This window comes from Micromonospora sp. DT178, assembly GCF_049841695.1.
Lineage (GTDB): Bacteria > Actinomycetota > Actinomycetes > Mycobacteriales > Micromonosporaceae > Micromonospora.
This window is the reverse complement of sequence record NZ_JBNCKV010000006.1, coordinates 158,606-180,749: the sequence shown is the minus strand read 5'-3', so window position 1 is coordinate 180,749 and position 22,144 is coordinate 158,606. Positions and strand designations below refer to the sequence as shown.

General features: G+C 75.6%; 22 protein-coding genes. 14 read left to right on the top strand and 8 right to left on the bottom strand.

The genetic code is table 11. The annotated features are described in order from the left end of the window. Positions 1–130: 130 nt before the first annotated feature. The 7 genes from ACLQ22_RS13800 (at position 131) to ACLQ22_RS13770 (ending at position 6,599) form a co-directional block, all read left to right on the top strand. Positions 131–1,153: an EamA family transporter gene (locus ACLQ22_RS13800; protein ID WP_425692605.1), complete on the top strand. Its 1,023-nt coding sequence runs from the start codon at positions 131–133 to the stop codon at positions 1,151–1,153. A gap of 34 nt (positions 1,154–1,187) precedes the next feature. Beyond that, a complete protein-coding gene (locus ACLQ22_RS13795; RefSeq protein ID WP_366642032.1) occupies positions 1,188–1,676 on the top strand; it encodes a YbaK/EbsC family protein in 489 nt (162 codons plus the stop codon). A 100-nt stretch (positions 1,677–1,776) separates the two neighbouring features. Next, positions 1,777–2,517 carry a monooxygenase gene (locus ACLQ22_RS13790; RefSeq protein ID WP_425692604.1) on the top strand — a complete coding sequence of 247 codons (741 nt, stop codon included), beginning with the start codon at positions 1,777–1,779 and terminating at the stop codon, positions 2,515–2,517. Then, on the top strand, positions 2,514–3,089 hold the full coding sequence (locus tag ACLQ22_RS13785; protein WP_425692603.1) for a GNAT family N-acetyltransferase: 576 nt from the start codon (positions 2,514–2,516) through the stop codon (positions 3,087–3,089). The genes ACLQ22_RS13790 and ACLQ22_RS13785 overlap by 4 nt, the downstream gene beginning before the upstream one ends. Beyond that, entirely contained in the window at positions 3,086–3,976 is an 891-nt protein-coding gene (locus ACLQ22_RS13780) for a carotenoid biosynthesis protein (RefSeq protein WP_425692602.1), read from the top strand. Before ACLQ22_RS13785 ends, ACLQ22_RS13780 begins: the two co-directional genes overlap by 4 nt. Further along, complete coding sequence (locus ACLQ22_RS13775; RefSeq protein ID WP_425692601.1) at positions 3,973–5,100, top strand: glycosyltransferase; 1,128 nt, start codon at positions 3,973–3,975, stop codon at positions 5,098–5,100. Before ACLQ22_RS13780 ends, ACLQ22_RS13775 begins: the two co-directional genes overlap by 4 nt. Before the next feature lie 11 nt (positions 5,101–5,111). Continuing rightward, positions 5,112–6,599 carry a phytoene desaturase family protein gene (locus ACLQ22_RS13770; protein WP_425692600.1) on the top strand — a complete coding sequence of 496 codons (1,488 nt, stop codon included), beginning with the start codon at positions 5,112–5,114 and terminating at the stop codon, positions 6,597–6,599. Positions 6,600–6,671: 72 nt separating this feature from the next. On the opposite strand, the gene ACLQ22_RS13765 is transcribed toward ACLQ22_RS13770, so the two are convergent. Together ACLQ22_RS13765 and metF are read right to left on the bottom strand one after the other, a co-directional pair. Then, positions 6,672–7,361, bottom strand: a complete 690-nt coding sequence (locus ACLQ22_RS13765; protein WP_425692599.1) for a CDP-alcohol phosphatidyltransferase family protein — start codon at positions 7,359–7,361, stop codon at positions 6,672–6,674. 43 nt (positions 7,362–7,404) lie between these two features. Then, complete coding sequence (gene metF / locus ACLQ22_RS13760) at positions 7,405–8,322, bottom strand: methylenetetrahydrofolate reductase [NAD(P)H] (protein ID WP_425692598.1); 918 nt, start codon at positions 8,320–8,322, stop codon at positions 7,405–7,407. Between the two features lie 252 nt (positions 8,323–8,574). Here metF and ACLQ22_RS13755 point away from each other — a divergent pair, with 252 nt between their 5' ends. Beyond that, complete coding sequence (locus ACLQ22_RS13755) at positions 8,575–9,933, top strand: helix-turn-helix domain-containing protein (RefSeq protein WP_425692597.1); 1,359 nt, start codon at positions 8,575–8,577, stop codon at positions 9,931–9,933. Between the two features lie 9 nt (positions 9,934–9,942). Beyond that, positions 9,943–11,025: a polyprenyl synthetase family protein gene (locus ACLQ22_RS13750; RefSeq protein WP_425692596.1), complete on the top strand. Its 1,083-nt coding sequence runs from the start codon at positions 9,943–9,945 to the stop codon at positions 11,023–11,025. Between the two features lie 37 nt (positions 11,026–11,062). Here the strand turns inward: ACLQ22_RS13750 and ACLQ22_RS13745 are convergent, their stop codons facing one another. Further along, positions 11,063–11,455: an Rv2175c family DNA-binding protein gene (locus ACLQ22_RS13745; protein ID WP_425692595.1), complete on the bottom strand. Its 393-nt coding sequence runs from the start codon at positions 11,453–11,455 to the stop codon at positions 11,063–11,065. Positions 11,456–11,619: 164 nt separating this feature from the next. On the opposite strand from ACLQ22_RS13745, the gene pknB reads away from it, so the two are divergent. After that, a complete protein-coding gene (gene pknB, locus ACLQ22_RS13740) occupies positions 11,620–13,605 on the top strand; it encodes a Stk1 family PASTA domain-containing Ser/Thr kinase (protein ID WP_425692594.1) in 1,986 nt (661 codons plus the stop codon). 2 nt (positions 13,606–13,607) lie between these two features. Continuing rightward, a complete protein-coding gene (locus ACLQ22_RS13735) occupies positions 13,608–14,471 on the top strand; it encodes a deoxyribonuclease IV (RefSeq protein WP_425692593.1) in 864 nt (287 codons plus the stop codon). Positions 14,472–14,489: 18 nt separating this feature from the next. Here ACLQ22_RS13735 and ACLQ22_RS13730 read toward each other — a convergent pair whose 3' ends face one another. The 4 genes from ACLQ22_RS13730 to ACLQ22_RS13715 form a co-directional block, all read right to left on the bottom strand. After that, positions 14,490–15,464, bottom strand: a complete 975-nt coding sequence (locus tag ACLQ22_RS13730) for a threonine aldolase family protein (RefSeq protein ID WP_425692774.1) — start codon at positions 15,462–15,464, stop codon at positions 14,490–14,492. Positions 15,465–15,571: 107 nt separating this feature from the next. Further along, on the bottom strand, positions 15,572–16,978 hold the full coding sequence (locus ACLQ22_RS13725; RefSeq protein ID WP_363622205.1) for a class II 3-deoxy-7-phosphoheptulonate synthase: 1,407 nt from the start codon (positions 16,976–16,978) through the stop codon (positions 15,572–15,574). Between the two features lie 86 nt (positions 16,979–17,064). After that, positions 17,065–17,547, bottom strand: a complete 483-nt coding sequence (locus ACLQ22_RS13720; RefSeq protein ID WP_425692592.1) for a hypothetical protein — start codon at positions 17,545–17,547, stop codon at positions 17,065–17,067. A 245-nt stretch (positions 17,548–17,792) separates the two neighbouring features. After that, positions 17,793–19,418 (bottom strand): glycosyl hydrolase family 18 protein, encoded by a 1,626-nt coding sequence (locus ACLQ22_RS13715; protein ID WP_121400509.1) that lies wholly within the window; start codon positions 19,416–19,418, stop codon positions 17,793–17,795. 215 nt (positions 19,419–19,633) lie between these two features. On the opposite strand from ACLQ22_RS13715, the gene ACLQ22_RS13710 reads away from it, so the two are divergent. Both ACLQ22_RS13710 and ACLQ22_RS13705 read left to right on the top strand, forming a co-directional pair. Continuing rightward, the gene (locus tag ACLQ22_RS13710; protein WP_425692591.1) at positions 19,634–20,128 is read left to right on the top strand and encodes a glutathione peroxidase; all 495 of its coding nucleotides are present in this window, start codon (positions 19,634–19,636) and stop codon (positions 20,126–20,128) included. A gap of 84 nt (positions 20,129–20,212) precedes the next feature. Then, the gene (locus ACLQ22_RS13705) at positions 20,213–20,644 is read left to right on the top strand and encodes a hypothetical protein (protein WP_425692590.1); all 432 of its coding nucleotides are present in this window, start codon (positions 20,213–20,215) and stop codon (positions 20,642–20,644) included. Between the two features lie 7 nt (positions 20,645–20,651). Here the strand turns inward: ACLQ22_RS13705 and ACLQ22_RS13700 are convergent, their stop codons facing one another. Beyond that, a complete protein-coding gene (locus ACLQ22_RS13700) occupies positions 20,652–21,092 on the bottom strand; it encodes a DUF4259 domain-containing protein (protein WP_425692589.1) in 441 nt (146 codons plus the stop codon). Positions 21,093–21,228: 136 nt separating this feature from the next. On the opposite strand from ACLQ22_RS13700, the gene ACLQ22_RS13695 reads away from it, so the two are divergent. After that, positions 21,229–22,098 carry an NADPH-dependent F420 reductase gene (locus ACLQ22_RS13695; RefSeq protein ID WP_425692588.1) on the top strand — a complete coding sequence of 290 codons (870 nt, stop codon included), beginning with the start codon at positions 21,229–21,231 and terminating at the stop codon, positions 22,096–22,098. Positions 22,099–22,144 lie beyond the last annotated feature (46 nt).

The following is a 22,144-nucleotide window of genomic DNA, read 5'->3' as shown; positions in this document are numbered from 1 at the left end:
CCTCCCACCGACGAAAACGCAACGTGTGGCACGCGGGCGTCGGTCGACGTCCCGGCAGGTGCCGGCCCCGGCGCCCGCCGCCGCGACCGTGGCGGGCGCCGGCAAGGGACCACGGCGGTAGCCTCCGCTCGTGACAACCCCCCGCCCCGTCCTCGGGGTCGCCATGGTGCTCGCCTCGGCCGGGCTCTTCGCCGTCAACGGCACCGTCTCCAAGCTGGTGCTCCGCGCCGGCCTGGATGCCCCGCAGCTCACCCTGCTGCGCGCCGCCGGGGCCGTCACCGGGCTGCTGGTCCTGAGCGTGCTGCTGCGTCCGGGGGCCCGCCGGCTCCGGGTCACCCCCGGCCAGCTGCCGCTGCTGATCGGGTACGGGCTGGCCGGGTTCTTCGCCGTACCGATGCTCTACTTCGTCGCCATCTCCCGGCTGCCGGTCGGGATCGGGCTGCTGTTCGAGTACACCGCCCCGCTGCTGGTCGCCCTCTGGGCCCGGTTCGGCCAGCGCCACCGGGTACGCCCGCGGCTCTGGGCCGGCCTGGCGTTGAGCCTGGTCGGCCTCGGCTGTGTGGCCGAGGTGTGGGGCGAGCTGAAGCTGGACGGCCTCGGCGTGCTCGCCGGTCTCGGCGCCGCGGTCTTCCTCGCCGTGTACTACGTGCTCGGCGCCCACGGCACGGCGCGTCGGGACACCTTGTCGCTGTGCACCTGGGCGTTCGGCGCCGCCGCCGTGGCGGGCCTGCTCACCCGCGCGGTCACCGTCGGCACCGGCGGCTGGGAGCCGCTGGCCGCCGACACCGAGGGGGGCGTGCCCGTGGCGCTGCTCTGCGCGTACACGGTGGTGCTCGGCTCCATCGCGCCGTACCTGCTGGTGGCCGGGGCGATGCGGCACCTCCCCGCGACCAGCGTCGGGATCATCGGCATGGCCGAGCCGGTGCTCGCCTCGACGGTCGCCTGGATCGTGATCGGCCCCGGTGAGGCGCTCAACACCGCCCAGCTCACCGGCGGGCTCCTGGTGCTGGTCGGCGTCGCGCTGGCCGAGACGGCCCGGGTCGCCCCGGCCCGGACCGCCGCGCCGCCCGCCCCGGACGCCGTCACCGTCCCGCCCGGAGCCGGCCGGACGGCGTCCCGCCCCGTCCGGTCGGGGCCCGGCACGGCCGACTGAGCCGCCGACCGGCGTACCGGGAAGAATGGTCGACATGCAGCCACACCCGAACGTGCGGGCGGTGCAGGACGTGCTCGACGCCGCGGGCGCCCGGGACGGGTCCGGCGCCCCGAGCCTCGTCCGCCTGCTGCCCGACGCGGTCCACACCGCCGCTGCCGCCGCCGAGTCGCTCGGCGTCGCGGTCGGCCAGATCGCCAACTCGCTCGTCTTCGAGGCGGACGGCGCGCCGCTGCTGGTGCTCACCTCCGGCGCGCACCGGGTGGACACCGCCGGCCTGGCCGCGTCCATCGGGGTCGGCCGGCTGCGCCGGGCCACCCCGGAGTTCGTCCGCGCGCACACCGGGCAGGTGATCGGCGGGGTCGCCCCGGTCGGCCACCCGCGCCCGCTGCGCACCCTGGTCGACACCGCCCTGGAGTCGTACGACGAGATCTGGGCGGCCGGCGGCGTGCCGCGGGCGGTCTTCCCCACCACGTACCCGGAGCTGCTGCGGGTCACCGGCGGCGTCCCGACCGGGGTGGCGTGAGCGAGCGGAGCGAGCGAACCATGGGGCTCAGCAGCGTGGCGCCTCGCGCCGCCGTCGAGCGGAGCGAGGCGGTGGCGTGAGCGAGCGGAGCGAGCGAACCATGGGGACCGACGTCCCGGAGCTGGTCACGCTGCACGTGTGGCGCACCTCCCGCGCCGCGCTGCCCCGGGCGTTGACCCGGATGGCGGTCGACCCCCGCCGGCTGCGCGCCGTGCCCGGCGTGCGGTTCGGCAAGCTGCTCGGCACCGGGACCGGCACCGGCTTCGGGCCGGGCGACGCCGACCTCACCCGGTGGGCGGCGCTGACCGTGTGGGACTCCCCCGCCGCCGCGGCCGGCTTCGACGGCTCGCCGGTGGGGCGCGCCTGGGCGCGGATCGCCCGCGCGTCCGTCCGGGTCGACCTGCGCCCGCTGAGCAGCCGGGGCGAGTGGTCGGGGCGCCGGCCGTTCGGGGAGCCGCCCGGCGGCCGGGTCACCGGCCCGGTGCTGGCGCTGACCCGGGCCCGGCTGCGGCCACGGCGGGCGGCCACCTTCTGGCGGGCGATCCCCCCGGTGGCCGCCGCGCTGCACGCCGCACCCGGCCTGCTGGCCCGCTTCGGCGTCGGCGAGGCCCCGCTGGGCTGGCAGGGCACGGTGAGCGTGTGGCGCGAGCCAACGGACCTCGTGGCGTTCGCGTACCGTCACCCGGAGCACCGGGCGGCGATCATGCGGACCCCCACCGAGGGGTGGTACGCGGAGGAGCTCTTCGCGCGGTTCGAGGTGCGCGACGTGGTGGGTGACCGGGCGGTGCTGGGGTGGGTCGCGGACGGCGATCCGGGAGCGGCGGAGGGTGTACGGGCATGAGGTTGGTGCGGTGGACGCCGGACGATCTCGTCCGACGGCTGGACGACGTGGTGGCCGTCTACGGCGAGGCGATGGGGTACCGCCCGGAGCTGCTGGAGTCCCGGCGCGGCTACATCGCCACCCACGTACGCCGACCCGGCTTCCGCGCCGTAGCCAGCCTGACCAGCGAGGGCCACCTGGCCGGCTTCGGCTACGGCTACCTGGGCGGCTCCGGGCAGTGGTGGCACGACCAGGTATGGCGGGCGCTGGACGCCCCGACCCGGCAGCACTGGCTGACCCACTGCTTCGAGGTGGTCGAGCTGCACGTCCGCCCGCCCGCGCAGGGTCACGGCCTGGGCGCGCGGCAGCTGCGGGCCCTGCTCAGCCTGGCGGAGGGCACGACCACGCTGCTCTCCACCCCCGAGGCCGACGAACAGCGGTCCCGGGCCTGGCGGCTGTACCGCCGGTTCGGCTTCGTCGACGTCCTGCGCGACTTCCACTTCCCCGGCGACGAGCGCCCGTTCGGCGTGCTCGGCCGGGACCTGCCGCTGGAGCCGCCGACACCCACCCCGCCCGGCCGGGGCGCCGCGTGACCCGACGGCTGTCCTGGGCGCTGCTGGCCGTGCTGGTGCTGACGCAGATCTGCTACCCGCTGACCACCGGGGAGACCCGGGCCCGGCTGACCGTCGCCACCGTCGTGCTCGGCTACCTGCTCTCGGTCGGCCACGCGCTGCTCAGCCGGGGCCCGCGTACGGCGGCGGCGCTGGTCGCGGTGGCCACGGGCGGCGGGTTCGCCATCGAGGCGCTCGGCGTGGCCACCGGCTTCCCGTTCGGCAGCTACGACTACTCCGGCGAGTTGGGGCCGAAGCTGGCCGGGGTGCCGCTGATCATCCCGCTGGCCTGGACCTGGATGGCCTGGCCGGCCTGGCTGGCCGCCACCCGGCTGACCGGGGGCGACGCCGGCGGCGGGCCACTGGGGGCCGGCGGCGCCCCCGGCAGCGGGCCGGGCAGCGGTGGTCGGCCGGGAGGCCGGTTCCCCGTCCGGCGGATCGCGCTGGCCGCCGTCGGGCTGGCCGCCTGGGACCTCTTCCTCGACCCGCAGATGGTGGCCGAGGGCTACTGGGTCTGGCGGGACGCCACCCCCGCACTGCCCGGCCTGCCCGGCATCCCGGTGAGCAACTACCTGGGCTGGATGCTCTTCGCCGTGCTGATGATGAGCGCGCTGCGCCCGCTGGCCGGGCCCGCCGTGGCCACCACCGACGGGCGGGACGGCCCGATGTTCGCGCTCTGGCTGTGGACGTACTTCTCCAGCGTGCTGGCCCACGCGGTCTTCCTCGACCTGCCCGCCTCGGCGCTCTGGGGCGCGGTCGGCATGTCGGTGGCCGCCGTGCCGCTGGCGGTCATGCTGCTCCGTTCCCGCCGCGACGATAGGCACCGGTCCCGTCAGCCGCAGCGCCCCGGCGTCGACGCGACGGCATGACCGCCGTCCTGGCGCTGCTGCTCGGCGTGGCCGCGCTGACCGCGCACACCCTGGTCAACGCCGGCCGCTGGCTGCGCCGCCCGGCCGAGCGGCCGGCGCCGGTCACCGAGCCCGTGGCGGTGCTGCTGCCGCTGCGCGACGAGGCCGCGCGGGTCACCCCGTGCCTGCGCGCGCTGCTCGCCCAGCGGGGCGTGCCGCGGCTGCGCGTGGTGGTGCTCGACGACGGGTCGACCGACGGCACCGCGGACGTGGTCCGCGCGGTGGCGGGCGACGACCCCCGGGTCACCCTGCTCGACGGGGTCGCCCCGCCGCCGGGCTGGCTGGGCAAGCCGCACGCCTGCTGGCAGCTGGCCACCCGGGCCGACCCCGCGGCGACCGCGCTGGTCTTCGTCGACGCCGACGTGGTGCTCGCCCCGGACGCGGTCGCGGCGGCCGTCACCGAGCTGCGTGCCGCGCGGGTGACGCTGCTGTCGCCGTACCCCCGGATCCTGGTGGCGACGGTGGCCGACCGGCTGGTCCAGCCGCTGTTGCAGTGGCTGTGGCTCACCTTCCTGCCGCTGCGGGCGATGGAGCGCTCGCGGCGGCCGTCGCTGGCCGCCGCCGGCGGGCAGTTCCTGGTGGTGGACCGGGCCGGCTACGAGGCCGCCGGCGGGCACGCCGTGGTGGCCGGGAAGATCCTGGAGGACGTCGAGCTGGCCCGCGCGGTCAAGCGGGGCGGCGGCCGGATCGCCCTCGCCGACGGCTCGCGGCTGGCCGCCTGCCGGATGTACGAGGACTGGCCGCAGCTGCGCGACGGCTACTCGAAGTCGCTCTGGGCGACCTTCGGCCACCCGGGGGCGGCGGCCGTCGTCGTGACCCTGCTGCTCCTGCTCTACACCGCTCCCCCGCTGCTGGCGGTCGTCGCCCTGGCCGCCGGCGCGCCGACGGTGGCCGCCGCGGCGCTCGCCGCCTACCTGCTCGGGGTGGCCGGGCGGGCGGTCAGCGCCCGGGCGACCGGTGGCCGGTGGTGGCCCGACGCGCTGGCACACCCCGTGTCGGTCGTGGTCCTCGGTTGGCTGACCCTGCGGTCGTACCATCTGCGGAAGCGGCGTCGCCTGTCCTGGCGCGGCCGCCCCGTCACCTAGGGAGGCGCGGCATGGCGCGGATCGTGGTCGTCGGCGCCGGGGTGGGAGGGCTGGCCACCGCCGCCCGGCTGGCCGCCACCGGGCACCAGGTCACCGTGCTCGAACGCGCGGGCACCGTCGGTGGCAAGCTCGGCCGGTACGTGCGCGACACCCCGGCGGGCCCGTTCCACTTCGACACCGGGCCGAGCCTGCTCACCCTGCCCGACGTCTTCCACGACCTGTTCGAGGCGACCGGCGCGAAGCTCGACGAGTACCTGGACCTGGCGCCGGTGGACCCGATCGTGCGGCACGTCTTCCCCGGCGGCGGCCCGGCCCTCGACTCCTGCGCCGACCCGGCCGAGTTCGCCGCCCGGATCGGCGCGGCCTTCGGCGACCGGGCCGCCACGGACTGGCAGCGGCTGTGGCGCCGGGCCGCGCGGGTGTGGCAGGCGTCGCACCGGGACATCCTGCGCCGCCCGATCGACTCCCCGCTGGACCTGGCCGCGCTGGCCTGGCGGCTGGGCGACCTGGCCGCCATCGGTCCGGGCCGGACGCTGCGCGGGCTGGGCCGACGGCACCTGTCGGACCCCCGGCTGCGGATGCTGCTGGACCGGTACGCCACCTACACCGGCGCCGACCCGCGCCGGGCGCCGGCCGCGCTGGTCGCCGTGCCCTACGCCGAGCTGACCTTCGGCGGCTGGTACCTGCGCGGCGGGCTGGGCACGCTCGCCGACGCGCTGCTCACCCGCTGCCTGGATCTCGGCGTGGTCGTGCAGACCGGCGCCACCGTCACCCGGATCGACGCCGCGGGCGGGCGGGTGCACGGCGTACGCCTGCGCGGCGTCACCGCCCCGGTCCCCGCCGACGTGGTGGTGGCCAACGTCGACGCGCTCACCCTCTACCGGGACCTGCTGCCCAGCCCGCGCCGGCTGGCCGGGCTGACCGACCGCAGCCTGGCCGGTTTCGTGCTGCTGCTCGGCGTCGCCGGCGACTCCGGGCTGGCCCACCACAACGTGTTCTTCCCCCGCGACTACGACGCCGAGTTCGACGCGGTCTTCGGCCACCCGGGGCGCGGCGTGCGGGCCCGGCCGGCGGCCGATCCCACCGTCTTCGTCACCGTGGCCGACGACCCGGTGGTCCGGCCCGCCGGTCACGAGGCGTGGTTCGTGCTGGTCAACGCGCCCCGGCACGGCACCGCCGGCGGTGCCGTCGACTGGCGCCGGCCCGGCCTCGCCGAGGCGTACGCCGACCGGGTCCTCGACGTGCTGGCCGGGCGCGGCGTCGACGTGCGGGACCGGCTGGTGTTCCGGGAGGTCCGCACCCCGGCCGACCTGGACGACGCGACCGGCGCGCCCGGCGGGTCGATCTACGGCACCGCCGGCGGCCTGCTGCGCCCGGCCAACCGGGGCCCGGCGCACGGGCTGTGGCTGGTCGGCGGCTCCAGCCACCCGGGCGGCGGCCTGCCGATGGTGACCCTCTCCGCCCAGATCGTCGCCGACGACATCGGCCCCGCCTGGTAGCTGCCGACGGGCGGGGGGACCGCGTCGACCGCCGGGCCTTCCCGGCAGCCCGGGCGGACCGGGCCGGCGCGGTCAGCCGGCGTCGATCAGGGCGCGGCGGACGGCGGAGAGCAACTGGCCGAGGCCGAAGCCGGCCAGCAGCACCCACACGGCGGTCGCCATGGTGATCGTGCCGGCGGCGAGGTCCGGCTCGATCAGCGCGGTCAGCCCGGCCAGCAGCAGCCCGACCAGGGCCACCGAGACCCGGGTGGGGCGCTCCCCCACGGTCACCGCGCCGAGTTCCCGCATGCCGGCGGAGACCGCCCGGGCGCGGACGTACTCGTGCAGCCAGGAGAGCGCACCGGCGGTCACGACGAGCGGCCCCGGCGCGCCGATCAGCCAGAACGCGGCCAGCCAGGCGACCTCGCCGAGCCGGTCCGCCAGCGAGTCGTAGACGTAGCCGAGCCGGGTGGTCCGGTTCGTGGCCACCGCCACCGCGCCGTCGACGCTGTCCGCCACCGCGGCGAGGAGCACGAACAGCGCCGCGAGGAAGGGACCGTCCTGCGGCCGTACGGCGAACAGCGGCACGCAGGCGCAGAGCAGCACGCCGACCACGGTGACCGGGGTCGGGCCGACCCGCAGCCGGCCCAGCACGAACCCGACGTGGTAGGCGAACCGCAGCCAGGCGCGGACGACCGGGGCCGCCGCCCGGGGGTCGAAGCCCCCGTGCAGCCGTGCCCAGGCCGTGGCGTACTCATCCCAGTTCAGCTGTGTGCCCACCACGGAACAACCGTCGCACCGCCGCTCAGGTGTCGCGGCAGCGGGGTCACATCCGCGCGGCGACCTGGAGGTTCTGCCACACCTCGCGGGTGGCGGTGGAACGGTTGAGGGTGATGAAGTGGATCCCCGGCACGCCCTCGTCTAGCAGCCGCCGGCACATCTCGCTGGCCTGCTCGACGCCGAGCCGGCGTACCGCCTCCGGGTCGTCGGCGACCTTCGCGAACTGGTCGGCCAGGGCCGGCGGGAAGGGCGCCCCCGAGAGCTGCGTGGAGCGCTCGATGGTGCCGATCTGGGTCACCGGCATCACGCCGGCCAGGATCGGGGTGTCGCAGCCGGTGGCGGCGACCCGGTCGCGCAGCCGCAGGTAGTCGTCGGCGTCGAAGAACATCTGGGTGATCGCGAATTCGGCGCCGGCCCGGCACTTGCGCACGAAGTGCTCCGTGTCGCTGGCCACGTCGGGTGAACGCGGGTGCTTGTAGGGGAAGGCGGCCACCCCGACGCTGAAGTCGCCGGCGTCGCGCACCAGGCGGACCAGGTCCTCGGCGTAGAGCACCCCCTCGGGGTGGCGCACCCAGTCGCCGCCCGGGTCGCCCGGCGGGTCGCCCCGCACGGCGAGCACGTTGCGCACCCCGACCCCGGCGAGCCGGCCGATGACGTGGCGCAGCTCGGCCACGGAGTGGTTGACCGCGGTCAGGTGGGCCATCGGCAGCAGGGTGGTCTCGGTGGCGATCCGCTCGGTGACGGCGACGGTGGTGTCGCGGGTCGACCCGCCCGCGCCGTAGGTGATCGAGACGAACGACGGGCGCAGCGACTCCAGCTCGCGGATCGCCTGCCACAGCAGCCGCTCGCCCTGCGCGGTCTTGGGCGGGAAGAACTCGAAGGAGAAGGTCGGCTGGCGGTCACGGATCAGCTCCCCGATCGCCGGCTGCGGATTGGGGAGGACCGATGGAAGACCGAGCGCCACGTCCCGACTCTAGCGGGCCGGGCCCGCCGGGCCGAGACCTTCCCACACTGGCGGACGCAGGACCGCACGAACGCGGAGCCGCCGGGGCCGGAAAGCGTCGTACCCCCGGAGTAGTCATGGGGTTGCGCGGGGTGGGCCCGGCCGGAGGCCGACCCGCCGGGGGCACGCGCGGGGGTCAGCATCCACCGGTGGCGCACCGGTCCCGTTCCGGGGCCCGCGCCGCCGCCGCGCCGACACCCGCCCGGAGGACCGATGACGCCGCCCCCGCCGCCCGGCCCGCAACTGCTCGGGCCGCTGCTCGCCCAGCTCCGGCTGGCCCGGGGCTGGAGCCAGCTACGGGTCGCGGCCGAACTCTGCGCCGCGTCCGGGGTGCCGACCCTCAGCCGGCACGAGGTCTCCCGGTGGGAGCGGCAGCTGCGCGTCCCCGGCGACTTCTGGCTCGGCTGGCTCGCCGTCGTCCTCGCGGTGCCGGTCGAGCTGCTGGTCACCGCCGCGGCCCGCACCCGCGGCCTCGGTCCGCCGCCGGCCTTCGGCGGGTCCCGGCCCCGGGCGGCGCTGCTCGCCCTGGCCCAGCGCTGGCTTGCCGACCCGCGCGCCGTGCTGCTGCCCGGCGTGCCCACCCGGCACGCCGACCGGGGCGACGGCGCGGGGCCGGTACGGCTGGCGGAGCTGCGCCGGCTCGACGACCTCGTCGGCGGGGCCGACCTGGCCGGGCTCGGGGCGTACCGGCTGGGACGGGCGGTGCGGGCGCTGTCCGGGTGCGCCCCCTCCGCACGCCCTCGGCTGCTGCCCGAGCTGGCCGAGTCCGCCCAGCTCGCCGGCTGGCTCGCCGCGGACGCGGGGGACGCCGCGGGCGCCCTGCACGCGTACCGGCTGGCGCTGCGCGCCGCCGCGACGGCCGGCGACCCGGCGCTCGGCGGGCACGTGCTCGGCTCGGCCAGCCACCTGCTCACCGGCGTCGGCGACCCGGCGGGCGCGCTGGTGCTGGCCCGCACCGCGTACGCCGGGGCACGGCGCTCGGCCAGCCCCGGCCTGCGCGCCCTGCTGCTGCACCGGGTGGCCCTGGCCGCGGCGCTCGGCGGGCGGGCGGGGGCGGCCCGGCAGGCGCTCGACGCGGCACGCCGGGTGACCGACGCGCCGGAGCCGGGTCGCGAGCCGCCGTGGCTCTACTGGCTCGACGGGCCGGAGTTGGCGGCGATGAGGGGGCGCGCGCTGGTCGCACTGGGCCGACCGCTCCCGGCCGAGGCGCCGCTGCACGCCGTCCGGCGGCGCGGCCCCCGCACCGCCGCGATCTACGGCGGCTGGCTGGCCCGGGGCTACCTGCAACTCGGCGAGGTGGAGCGGGCCTGCGCGGTGGCCGGCGAGGCGCTGCTCGACGCGGTCCGCGCCGGGTCGCCGCGCGCACTCGGCCAACTGGCGGAGGTACGCCGGCGGCTGGCCGGGCACGGCGACGAGCCGGCCGTGCGGCGGTACCGGGCGCTCGCCGCCGCGGCGGCTCCGTACCTGCCCCGTCCGGGGCCGCCACCTGGGCCGGCCGGCCGGCGGGCTCCCACGGGGCGTGCGGCGCGTCGGCCCCCCGGTGGCGCGACGGGGTCCGCCCCGACCGGCTAGCGTCGTGGGGTGACCCACGCTGCTCCTGTTTCCCCCGTCGACCGCGCCGGGCTGCGTCAACGGATCGACAAGGCCCTGACCGAGTTCCTGGCCAGCCAGCGCGCCTGGATGGCCGGGGTCGACGACGCCCTGGCCCCGCTCGCCGAGGCGATCGAGGCGTTCGTCCTCGGCGGCGGCAAGCGGCTGCGGCCGGCGTTCGCCTACTGGGGGTTCCGGGGAGCCGGCGGGGTGGACACCGACCAGGTGGTCACGGCCCTGGCCGCGTTGGAGTTCGTGCAGGCCAGTGCGCTGATTCACGACGACCTGATGGACCGGTCCGACACCCGGCGCGGCGAGCCGGCGGTGCACCGGCGGTTCGCCGCGCGGCACCGGGCGTCCAGCTGGGGCGGCGACGCGGACGGCTTCGGCGACGCCGCGGCGATCCTGCTGGGCGACCTGTCCCTGGTCTGGTCGGACGAGCTGCTGCACTCCGCCGGGCTGGACCCGCACACGGTGGCCCGGGCCCGGCCCGTCTTCGACGCCATGCGCACCGAGGTCACCGTCGGCCAGTACCTGGACGTGCTGACCCAGGTGACCGGGGACACCTCGGTGGAGCGGGCCGGCAAGGTCGCCCGCTACAAGTCGGCGAAGTACACGGTCGAACGGCCGCTGCTGCTCGGGGCCGCGCTGGCCGACGCGTCGGCGGAGGTCCGGGCGGCGTACTCGGCGTACGGGCTGCCGCTGGGCGAGGCGTTCCAGCTGCGCGACGACGTGCTGGGGGTCTTCGGCGATCCCGCCCAGACCGGCAAGCCGGCCGGTGACGACCTGCGGGAGGGCAAGCGGACCTACCTGGTGGCGGCGGCCCTGGAGACGACCGACGGGGCGGGCCGGGAACTGCTGCTCGGCGGGCTCGGCGACCCCGGGCTGGACGAGGCCGGGGTCACCCGCCTGCGCGAGCTGATCGACGGCAGCGGGGCGCTGGCGCGTACGGAGCAGCGGATCGGCGCGCTGACCGAGACCGCGCTGGCCGCGCTGGCCGCCGTCGACCTGGACACCGAGGCCCGACAGGCCCTGGTCGACCTGGCCATCGCCGCCACCCGCCGCGCCGACTGACCCGCCCGCCCCGCCCGGGGCGGGCGGTGGGGGCGGGTCAGAAGCCCAGGGCCTGGGCCCGGCGCTTCACCTCGCGCGCCTGGTCGCCGGCGAGCGCCTTCGCGGGGCTGCCGCCGGGCAGGGTGTCGTCCGGCTCGTAGAGCCAGCGCAGCGCGCCCTCGTCGTCGTAGCCCCCGTCGGCCAGCAGGTTGAGCACGCCGGGCAGGTGCTTCAGCACCGTCTGGTTGGCCACCAGGTCGGCGGGCATCCGGCGGACGCCGTCGCGGCGCACCGCGATCAGCTCCCGGTCGCGGATCATCTGGTGGACCTTGCTGATCGACACGTCGAGGCGCTCGGCCACGTCCGGCAGGGTCAGCCAGTCGGCGGCATCGGCGGGGCCGGCGGATTCGGCGCCGGGCACGGCCCGGTCGGCGGGTACTGAGTCGGTCACCGGACCACCCTGCCATGTCCCGCCCGGTCGGGGCCAACGGCACCCCCACGAGCCGGCTGAGCAGGGCCGGCGGGGCAGGCGAGCGCGGCGGCGCGACCCTTGTCGCACCCCATCTGTAGCATCCTGTTCAACCTTCACCTCCTGGACACATAGACTCCCTGCCGATGGACACACAGGTCGCCGACACGTTGCTGGGCTCGCTGATCGACGGGCGCTACCGCATCCGCGGTCGCGTGGCCCGTGGCGGCATGGCGACCGTGTACACCGCCACCGACGAGCGCCTCGAGCGCACCGTCGCACTCAAGATCATTCATCCGTCCCAGGCCCCGGAACCGCGGGCGCGGGCGGCGGGCTTCGTGGAGCGGTTCACCGACGAGGCGAAGACCATCGCCCGGTTGACCCACCCCAACGTCGTCGCGGTCTACGACCAGGGCACCCACTCCGGCCTGCCCTACCTCGTGATGGAGTACGTCCGCGGTCGCACCCTGCGTGACGTGCTCGCCGAGCGGCGCCGGCTCAACCCCGACGAGGCGCTGGCCATCGCCGAGCAGATGCTCGCCGCGATCGCCGCCGCGCACCGGGCGGGGCTGGTGCACCGCGACGTGAAGCCGGAGAACGTGCTGGTCGCCGAGGCCCCCACCGGCGGCGCGGCCAATCTGGTCGACAGCGTGGTCAAGGTCGCCGACTTCGGGCTGGCCCAGGCGGTCGAGGCGAGCGCCGACGACGAGAACGGCACCCAGTTGATGGCCACGGTCGCGTACGTGGCCCCGGAACTGGTCACCGAGGGGCACGCCGACCCCCGCACCGACGTCTACTCCGCCGGCATCGTGCTGTTCGAGATGCTCACCGGTCGGGTGCCCTACGACGGGGACCGCCCGGTCGACGTCGCCTGGCAGCACGTCGACAACGACGTCCCGGCGCCGTCGACCCTGGTGCCCGGCCTGCCCAAGGCGCTCGACGAACTGGTCGCCCGGGCCACCCGGCGTGATCCGGGCGCCCGGCCGACCGACGCCGGCGCGTTGCTGGCCGAGGTGCAGGCGGTCCGGGACGACCTGGGCGACGCGAACACGCGTACCGCCGTGCTGCGCCGGGTGTCCGACGAGCCGATGGCCGGGCCGACCATGATGGTCGCGGCGGTCCGGCCGGCCGAGCGGCCCGCCTGGGCCCGGCTGCCCGAGGGCGGCGGCCCCCGGACGGGCCGTCGCCGGGCCGAGCCCGAGGAGGACGAGACCCTGTGGTCGCGGCTGGCCGCGCTGCGCACCCGGGTGATGGGCGACCCGCGGGGCCGCATGGCGGCCATCGCCGCCGCGGTGGTGCTGGTCCTGCTGGTCGCCGGCGGCGGCTGGTGGTTCGCGGCCGGGCGCTACACGGAGGCCCCGCAGCTGGTGGCGATGACCAAGGCCGACGCGGAGGCGCAGGCCGCCCGCGCCGGGATCGTCCTCAGCTACGCCGAACCGCGCTACGACGAGAAGGTCCCGAAGGACGCCGTGCTGGCGCAGGATCCCGTCTCGGCCACGCGGATCGTCAAGGGCGGCACGATCACGCTGACCCTCTCGCTCGGGCCGGAGCGTTTCCCGGTGCCCGACGTGGTGGGCAAGGAGTTCGAGCTCGCCGAGGCGGACCTGCTCGACGCGAAGCTGGTGGTGGCCAAGGGCACCGCCCGCTATGACGACAACCTGCCCGCGGGCGTCGTGTTGGAGACCAACCCGAAGGTCGGCACCGAGGTGAAGCCGGGCGACAAGGTCACGGTCGTCCTGAGCAAGGGCAAAGCCCCGATCTCCGTGCCCAACCTGGTCGGCAAGACCCTGGGTGAGGCCCGGACGATCCTCGCCCAACTGGGCCTGGAGCTGGTGGAGCCCACCTACAAGGACTCCGACAAGCCCAGGGACGAGATCCTCGGGCAGAGCCCGGCCGACGGCACCGGGGTGGAGCGGGGAGCGAAGGTCAAGCTGGAGCTCAGCAAGGGCCCGCCGCTGGTCGCCGTGCCCCGGGTCATCGACCTGCCCTGTCAGCAGGCCAAGCAGCTGCTGGAGAGCCAGGGCTTCCCGGTGGCGATCCAGTTCAACCCGAACGGCGTCACCCGGTTCCAGAACCCGCCGGAGAACACGCAGGTGCCGCCGGCCACCCCGGTCACCCTCGGATGCATGTAACGATGCCGGCACCGCAGCGGCTGGTCGGCTCGCACACGCCCGCCTCCGGCGGCCTGGCGCGGGCCGCCCTGCCGTACGTCGACGCGGCCGGCTCACAGGTCGTGCAGGTCTACGTGTCCAACTCGCGGGGCTGGGCGCTGCCGGCGGGCGACCCGGCCCAGGACACGTTGTTCCGCGACGGCTGCGGCGAGCGGGGCGTGCCCGTCTTCATCCACGCGTCGCTGCTGGTCAACCTCGGCTCCCCCACCGCGAACACGGTCGAGCGTTCGGCGGAGACGCTCGCCCACGCGCTGCGCCGGGGCCGGGCGATCGGCGCCGAGGGTGTGGTCTTCCACGCCGGCAGCGCGGTCGACGAGGGGTACGCCGAGGCCGCCATGCGGCAGGTACGCGAGACGTTGCTGCCGCTGCTCGACGAGGCGGCGGCAGCGGAGGGCCCTCGGCTGCTGGTCGAGCCGAGCGCGGGCGGCGGTCGCTCGCTCGCCTCCCGGGTGGAGCAGCTCGGGCCCTACCTCGACGCGGTGGAACGGCACCCCTGGCTGGGGGTCTGCTTCGACACGTGCCACGCCTGGGCCGCGGGGCACGACCTGGCCGCCGAGGGCGGCATGACCGCGACGCTCGACACGCTCGTGGCGACGGTCGGGGCCGACCGGCTGCGGCTGGTGCACGCGAACGACTCGAAGGACCTCTGCGGCTCCACCCGGGACCGGCACGAGAACATCGGCAAGGGCACCATCGGCGAGCCGGCGTTCGCCGAGCTGATGGCGCATCCGGCCACCGCCGGCGTCCCGGTCGTGGTGGAGACGCCGACGGAGAAGCACGTCGGCCACGCCGCCGACATCGCCACCCTCCGGCGCCTGCACCCCTGACGCGGGCCGGCGGGGCGGTCAGCCCCGCAGGATGCGGGTGAGGACATCGACGGCGCGGTCGATGCCGGCGTCGTCGACGTCCATGTGGGTGACCAGGCGGGCCGTGCGGGGGCCGAGCACCGAGACCAGGACGCCCTCGGCGCGGGCGGCGGCGGCCAGCGCGTGCGCGTCCAGCGGCGACTTGGTCAGGTCCAGCGGCACCAGGTTGGTCCGGACGGTCGTCGCCAGCACCCCGAACGGGGCGATCGCCTCGGCGAGCCGGGCCGCCCGGGCGTGGTCGGCGGCGAGCCGGTCGACGTGGTGGGCGAGGGCGTACCGGCCGGCGGCGGCCAGGATGCCGGCCTGCCGCATCCCGCCGCCCATCCGCTTGCGGACGAACCGGGCCCGCTCGATCTTGTCGGCGCTGCCGACGACCAACGAACCGACCGGCGCGCCGAGGCCCTTGGAGAGGCAGACCGACAGGGTGTCGAAGAGGGCGCCGTAGTCGGCCAGCGGCACACCGTCGGCGACGTGCGCGTGCCAGATCCGGGCGCCGTCGCAGTGCAGCGCGACCTGCGCGTCGTCGGCGACCCGGCGCAGCTCGCGCAGGGTGGCCAGCGGGATCACCCCGCCGCCGCCCCGGTTGTGGGTCTGCTCGACGGCGATCGCCCGGGTGGGCACCGCCCAGTAACCGTCCGGGCGGACCATGGCGGCGACCGCGTCCGGGTCGATGTCCGCGCCGACCGCCGGCCAGGTCCGCGAGGAGATTCCGCCGTACGCCGCGGCGGCCCCGATCTCGTACGTCACCACGTGCGCGTCGGCGTCGCAGAGCAGTTCGTTGCCCGGCGGCACCACCAGTTGCAGGGCGATCTGGTTGGCCATCGACCCGCTCGGGGCGAACAGCGCCGCCTCGTGCCCGAACAGCGCGGCGACCTCGGCCTCCAGCGCGTTGACGGTCGGGTCCTCGCCGTAGACGTCGTCGCCGACGTCGGCGGTGGCCATCGCCTCCCGCATCCCGGGGGTCGGCCGGGTCACGGTGTCCGAACGCAGGTCCACGAACTGATCAGGCACTGTCATCCCTTCGGCCGCCGACTGCGGGGCTCGCAAGCTCACTCCTCGCGTCAGCCACGGAGCATCTCCGCCACGAGGAAGGCCAGCTCCAGCGACTGCTGGGTGTTCAGTCGCGGGTCGCAGGCGGTCTCGTACCGGCCGGGCAGGTCGAGGTCCTCGATGCCCTGGGCGCCGCCGAGGCACTCGGTGACGTCCTCGCCGGTCAGCTCCACGTGCAGCCCGCCCGGGTGGGTCTCCAGGCCCCGGTGCACCTCGAAGTAGCCGAGCACCTCGTCGACGATGCGGTCGAAGTGCCGGGTCTTGTAGCCGTTGGACGACTCGTGCGTGTTGCCGTGCATCGGGTCGCACTGCCAGACCACCTTGGCGCCGGCGGCGGTCACCTTCGCCACGATCGGCGGCAGGGCGTCGCGGACCCGGTGGTTGCCCATCCGGCTGATCAGGGTGAGCCGGCCGGGGACGTTCTCCGGGTTGAGCTTCTCGCAGAGCTCGATCGCCTCGTCCGGGGTCGTCGTCGGGCCGAGCTTCACGCCGATCGGGTTGGCGATGCGGGAGATGAAGTCGATGTGCGCCCCGTCGATCTGCCGGGTGCGCTCGCCGATCCACAGGAAGTGCCCGGACAGGCCGTACGCCCGGCGGTCGGAGACCCGGGTCAGCGCCCGGTCGTACTCCAGGGCGAGGGCCTCGTGCGAGCAGTAGAGGGTGACGGTGCGCAGCGCCTCGTCGTCGGTCATCCCGCAGGCCCGGATGAAGGCCAGCGCCCGGTCGATCTCCCGGGCGATCGCCTCGTAGCGCTCGCCGGCCGGGGAGTTCTTGACGAAGCCCTTGTTCCAGTCGTGCACGGCGTGCAGGTCGGCCAGCCCGCCGGCCAGGTACGCGCGGAGCATGTTCATCGCGGCGGCCGAGTTCGCGTACGCCCGGATCATGCGCTGCGGGTCGGCGGCCCGGGCCTCCGGCGTCGCCTCCAGCGAGTTGATCATGTCGCCGCGGTACGCGGGCAGGCCGCGCGCGTCGGTCGGCAGCGACCGGGGCTTGGTGTACTGCCCGGCGACCCGGGCCACCTTGACCACCGGCAGCGAGGCGCCGTAGGTGAGCACGATCGCCATCTGGAGCAGGGTGCGGGCGTTGGCCAGCAGGTGGCTCTCGGTGTTGTCGACGAAGGTCTCCGCGCAGTCGCCGCCCTGGAGCAGGAACGCCTTGCCCTCGCACACCAGCGCCAGCCGCTGCCGCAGCTGGTCGACCTCGTAGGGCGCCACCACCGAGGGCACGGTGTCGAGCACCTTGCAGACCTCGGCGACGCCCGCCGGGTCCGGCCAGGGCGGGGTCTGCTCACGCGGCAGCTCCCGCCAGCGGTCGAGGCCGAGGGCCGCGTCCTCGGCGGAGTCGACGGTCGGACGGCTGGTCTGCAGCCCAGGGCTGCCCACCGCGGGATGGCTCAGCTGATGCCACTCATGGCGCATGACGAAAGCCTACGGCGAGCGGCCCGGCGACCGACCGGCGAGGGGGATGGTTCCGGCAGGTGAGAGCGGGCTCACCCGGAGGCAGGTCAGCCGGTGGCGGCGGGGGCCGGGGTGTTGCCGCCCGGCGCCTCGGCGGCGATGCACCAGTCGGCGCCGTCGCGGGTGACCGTGAACAGCAGCGGCCGGGTGAGCGTGCGGGTGCCGGCGGCGACCGAGATCGACGCGCTCACCTCCTGGCCCCGGGGGCCGGAGCGGATGTCGGTGATCTCGGCTCGCGGCACCTTGAAGTGGTCGGCGAAGTCGCCGTTGGGGCCGGTCGCGGCGGCGTCGAAGCTCTCCTGGAGGGCGGCGCAGAGCTGGCTGCGCCCGGCCGCGACGTCCTTGGCGGTCATCGCGTCGAGGTAGGCCTGCACCCGCTCCCGCGACTTCGTGGTGGCCTCCTCGGCCGGGGCCCGCCCGGGCCTGGTCGCCGGATCCTCCTCCTCGCCGATGCCGCAGCCGAGCAGGACGAGGGGAAGGGTCCCGAGCAGCACGGCGCCCGCCGCGAGCCTCCCGCGCGTCGCGCGCATCGCCACCTCCGTCGCCGTGGACATCGAGCCCGTTGAGCGGCGAGTCTGTCACATCGACACATGTGCCCGGACGCCGCCGCGCCCGAACCGTCCGGCCCCGCCCGCGACGTGCCCGTCACCGAGCGCCACCCGCCGCCCGACCGGGTCGACGCGGGACGCTCCCCACGTCGACCCGGGCACAGCGGGCGGGGAGGGACCGGTGCGCGGTCCCTCCCCGCCGTGTGGGTGGTGCGTCGGCCCTCGGCTCAGCCGAGACCGCCCTTGATGGCGCCGATCAGCTCGCCGTTACCGGTGTCACCGGAGAGCTCCCAGAAGAAGGCGCCACCGAGGCCCTGGTTCTTCGCGTACGTCATCTTGCCGTTGATCGTGGAGGGGGTGTCGTAGCTCCACCAGTTGCTGCCGCACTTGGCGTACGCCGTGCCGGCGACGGTGCCGGTGGCCGGGCAGGTGTTCTTGAGGACCTTGTAGTCCTCGATGCCCTGCTCGTAGGTGCCCGGGGCGGGGCCGGTGGCGGTGCCACCCGGGGCGGTCTGGGTCACCCCGGTCCAACCCCGGCCGTAGAAGCCGATGCCGAGCAGCAGCTTGTCCGACGGGATGCCCTTGCTCTTGAGCTTCTGGATCGCCGCGTCGGACCAGAAGCCCTGCTGCGGGATGCCGGCGTACGAGGTGAGCGGGGAGTGCGGGGCGGTGGGGCCCTGCGCGTTGAAGGCGCCGAAGTAGTCGTACGTCATCGGCATGATCCAGTTGAGGTGCGTCGCGGCGCCGGCGTAGTCGGTGGCGTCGATCTTGCCGCCGTTGCTGCCGTCCGCCGTGATCGCGGCGGTGACCAGCGCGGACGAGCCGAACTTCGACCGCAACGCGCTGACCACGTTCTTGAAGGCGTTCGGGCCGCTGCTGTCGCAGGTGAGCCCGCAGGCGTTCGGGTACTCCCAGTCGACGTCGATGCCGTCGAAGACGTCCGCCCAGCGCGGGTCCTCGACCAGGTTGTGGCAGCTCTCGGCGAACGCGGCCGGGTTCTGCGCGGCCTGGGTGAAGCCGCCCGACCAGGTCCACCCGCCGAAGGACCAGATCACCTTCAGGTTCGGGTACATCTTCTTGAGCTTGCGCAGCTGGTTGAAGCTGCCGCGCAGCGGCTGGTCCCAGGTGTCGGCGACGCCGTCGACGCTGTCCGCCGCGGTGTAGGCCTTCTCGTAGTCGGCGTAGCTGTCACCGATGGTGCAGCGGCCACCGGTGGTGTTGCCGAAGGCGTACAGGATGTGGGTCAGCTTGGCGGCCGAGCCGCTGGTGTGGATGTTCTTCACGTGGTAGTTGCGGGCGTAGACGCCCCACTGCGCGAAGTAGCCGACAACCTTCTTGCCGCCCGGGCCCGGCGGCGGGGTGGTGGGCGGAGGCGTGCTCGGCGGCGGGGTGGTGGGCGGCGCCGTGGTCGGCGGGGTGGTCGTGGGCGGCGCGGTGGTGGGGGGCGGGGTGCCGCCGCCGCACGGCGCGCCGTTGATCGTGCAGTTCAGCGGCGCCTTGTACGCGCCGGTGCCGTTGTAGCCCCAGCTGAACGAGGCGCCCGCCGCGATCGGGCCGGCCCAGCTCTTCTTGACCGCGACGTAGTGGTCGCCGGTACGCGTGACGTCGGCGTCCCAGGAACTGCTGATGCTGGTGCCCGACGGCAGGTCGAACTCGATGCGCCAGGTGCTCACCGGGGCGCTCGTCCCGTTGGTGACGGTCACCCGCGTCTCGTGACCGGTCCCCCAGTCCTGCGCCTTGGCGAACCCGGCGGTCACACTGCCGGCGCCGAACGCACTGGCCATCGGGACCGTGGCGGCGGTCACCGCCATCACGGCGCCGACCCAGAGGGCCCGGCGGAGCGATCTCTTCATGCGGCGTCTCCCTAAACAGTTAGGAAACTTTCCAGATTGATGGTGAGACGCTACTCACGCCGTCATCCCTTCGTCAAGATGTGCATGTATCGATTTCCCTTTGGGAGCGCGACCAGTCCTCCGGCCGCTCCCCCTCGACGGCGGCCTGCGGCGGCCCGACGGCGGCCCGGTGGTGGCGCGGGCGGCGGCCCGGCGGCGGCGCGTAGCCTCGGCCCATGACCGTCTTCGACACCCGGATCGACGCCCTGGCCGGAGGCCCGGCCGACCTCGCGCAGTACCGCGGACGCGCGCTGCTGGTGGTCAACGTCGCCTCGCGCTGCGGCCTCACCCCGCAGTACGCCGGCCTCCAGGCGCTGCACGACGAGTACGCCGACCGAGGCCTGGTGGTGCTCGGCGTGCCCTGCAACCAGTTCGCCGGCCAGGAGCCGGGCACCGCCGCCGAGATCAGCGACTTCTGCCAGGTCAACTACGGGGTGACCTTCCCGCTGACCGAGAAGGTCGACGTGAACGGCCCGGGCCGCCACCCGCTCTACGCGGCGCTGGTCGGCACGGCCGACGCGGAGGGCCACGCCGGCGACGTGCGGTGGAACTTCGAGAAGTTCCTCGTCGCCCCGGACGGCACGGTGGCGGCCCGGTTCGCGCCCACCGTCGAGCCCGGCTCGACCGACCTGCGCGCCGCGATCGAGAAGGTGCTGCCCCCGGCGGCCTGACGCCACCCGCCTCGATCGTGCCGCTGTGTGCCGAGCGGACTACGATCGGCGACACCCGGGACGGTCCGGGCGGAGGGGGTCGGGATGTTCTTCGCGGTGCAGGGGATGCTCGCGCCGGGCCAGGTCCCGCCCGACCACCACGTCAGCATCCAGCGCCCGCTCGACGCCGGCCTGGTGGTGCTCGACGCCGCCGTGCCGGACGACGTGCTGCGCGACCAGGGCAGCCTGCGCCACGTCCCGCCGGCTCCCGAGCACCTCGACGGCTCGGGGCGGCACCGCTTCACGTTGGAGCACCTGCTCGGTCGGGTCGACGACGCGACGTCCTACATCCGCATGTCGCCCGAGGACCTGCCGCCGTTCGTCTGGGCACTCTTCGCGGCGGCCAGGCCGGTGGTGTTCGTCTGGACCGACCCGACGACCGGCGTACGCGTCGAGCGGGTGGTGACGGCGGTCCGGCGCGACGGCGATCCGGGTGGTCGGTCGGGGCGCATCCCGCCCGGCCCCCGCCGGCCGTGACCTCGCCTCAGCCCTCGACGGCGGCGGCCCCGGTCGGGTCGGCCAGCGCGGCCCGGATCGGGGCGAGCGCGGCGGCGAACTCGTCGAGCTCCCCGGCCTCGTCCCAGAGCTCGGCCAACTCGGACCCGTCGGCGAGCACCCGGTCCAGCGCCCGCAGGGCCAGCGCCGGCAGCTCCGCGGAGAGCGTGAGGCGCCCGCCGGCGGTGAGGAAGTCCGGCGCGTACGCCGAGTCGACCGGCGGGCCGCCGGGAAGGTGCGCGGCGACCACCGCCGACGCCGCGACCGCCTTGGCGCCGGGCCACGAGTCCAGGAAGTCATCCTCCCCCGCCGCCTCGCGCAGCGCCTGCTCGACCAGCAGGGGTCGCCGCTCCGGCGACGCCTCGTCGAGGTCGCCGCACCAGTCCGCCGCCACGTCGTTGTCGAACGGTCCCGCCGCCCACGTGCCCATCGCACTCCCCGTTCCGTGTTCGCAAGTGGAGGCAGGCTAGCCGCCAGGGCCGACACCGGTCCCCCAGCGACGGCGATGCGGGCCGCCGGCGGGCGTTGTCCCGAAGCCGGCCCCCCGCGCCCCGGCCGGCAGTACGTTGGGCGGACGGGCGCGCGGACCGCCCCCTCCGGCCGCCGACCCGCACCCGGCCCGACGCCGTCGGCCGATCGGCGGCCCACCGGGCACCGGGCACCGGGCACCGGGCACCGGGCACCGGGCACCGGGCACCGGGCGGAATTGTCGACCACACCGGTGGGGAATACCCTCACCGCGAACGAGGTTGGGAACCGACATGACAACTGTGGGACTGATCGGCAGTGGACACATCGGCGGCACAGTGGCGCGGCTGGCGGTGGCCGCCGGCTACGACGTGGTGCTGAGCAACTCGCGCGGCCCGGAGACCCTCAAGGACCTCGTCGAGGAGCTGGGCCCGCGCGCCCGGGCGGCCACGGTCCGGGAGGCCGCGGAGGCCGGCGACCTGGTGGTCGTCACCATCCCGCTGAAGGCGTACCGGGACGTGCCGGTCGAGCCGCTCGCCGGCAAGCTCGTGCTGGACACCAACAACTACTACCCGGAGCGGGACGGCCGGTTCCCCGAGCTGGACTCGGGCTCCACCACCAGCAGCGAGCTGCTCCAGCGGCACCTGCCGCAGTCGCGGGTGGTCAAGGTGTTCAACAACATCTTCTTCAAGCACCTGCACGCGCTGGCCCGGCCGGCCGGCGCCGACGACCGCAGCGCGCTGCCCGTCGCCGGCGACGACGCGGGCGCCAAGGCGGAGGCCACGGCCTTCCTCGACCGGATCGGCTACGACGCCGTGGACGCCGGGACGCTCGCCGAGAGCTGGCGCTACCAGCCGGACACCCCGGCGTACGGGACCATCTACTCGGCCGACCCGGCGGACTGGGAGCGCGAGGCGCCGGCCGACACCGCCACGGTGCGCGCCGCGCTGACCGAAGCCACCCGCTGAGCGGTCGCGCCGCCGCCCCGCCGGTCGCACCGTTCGATCGGGTCCT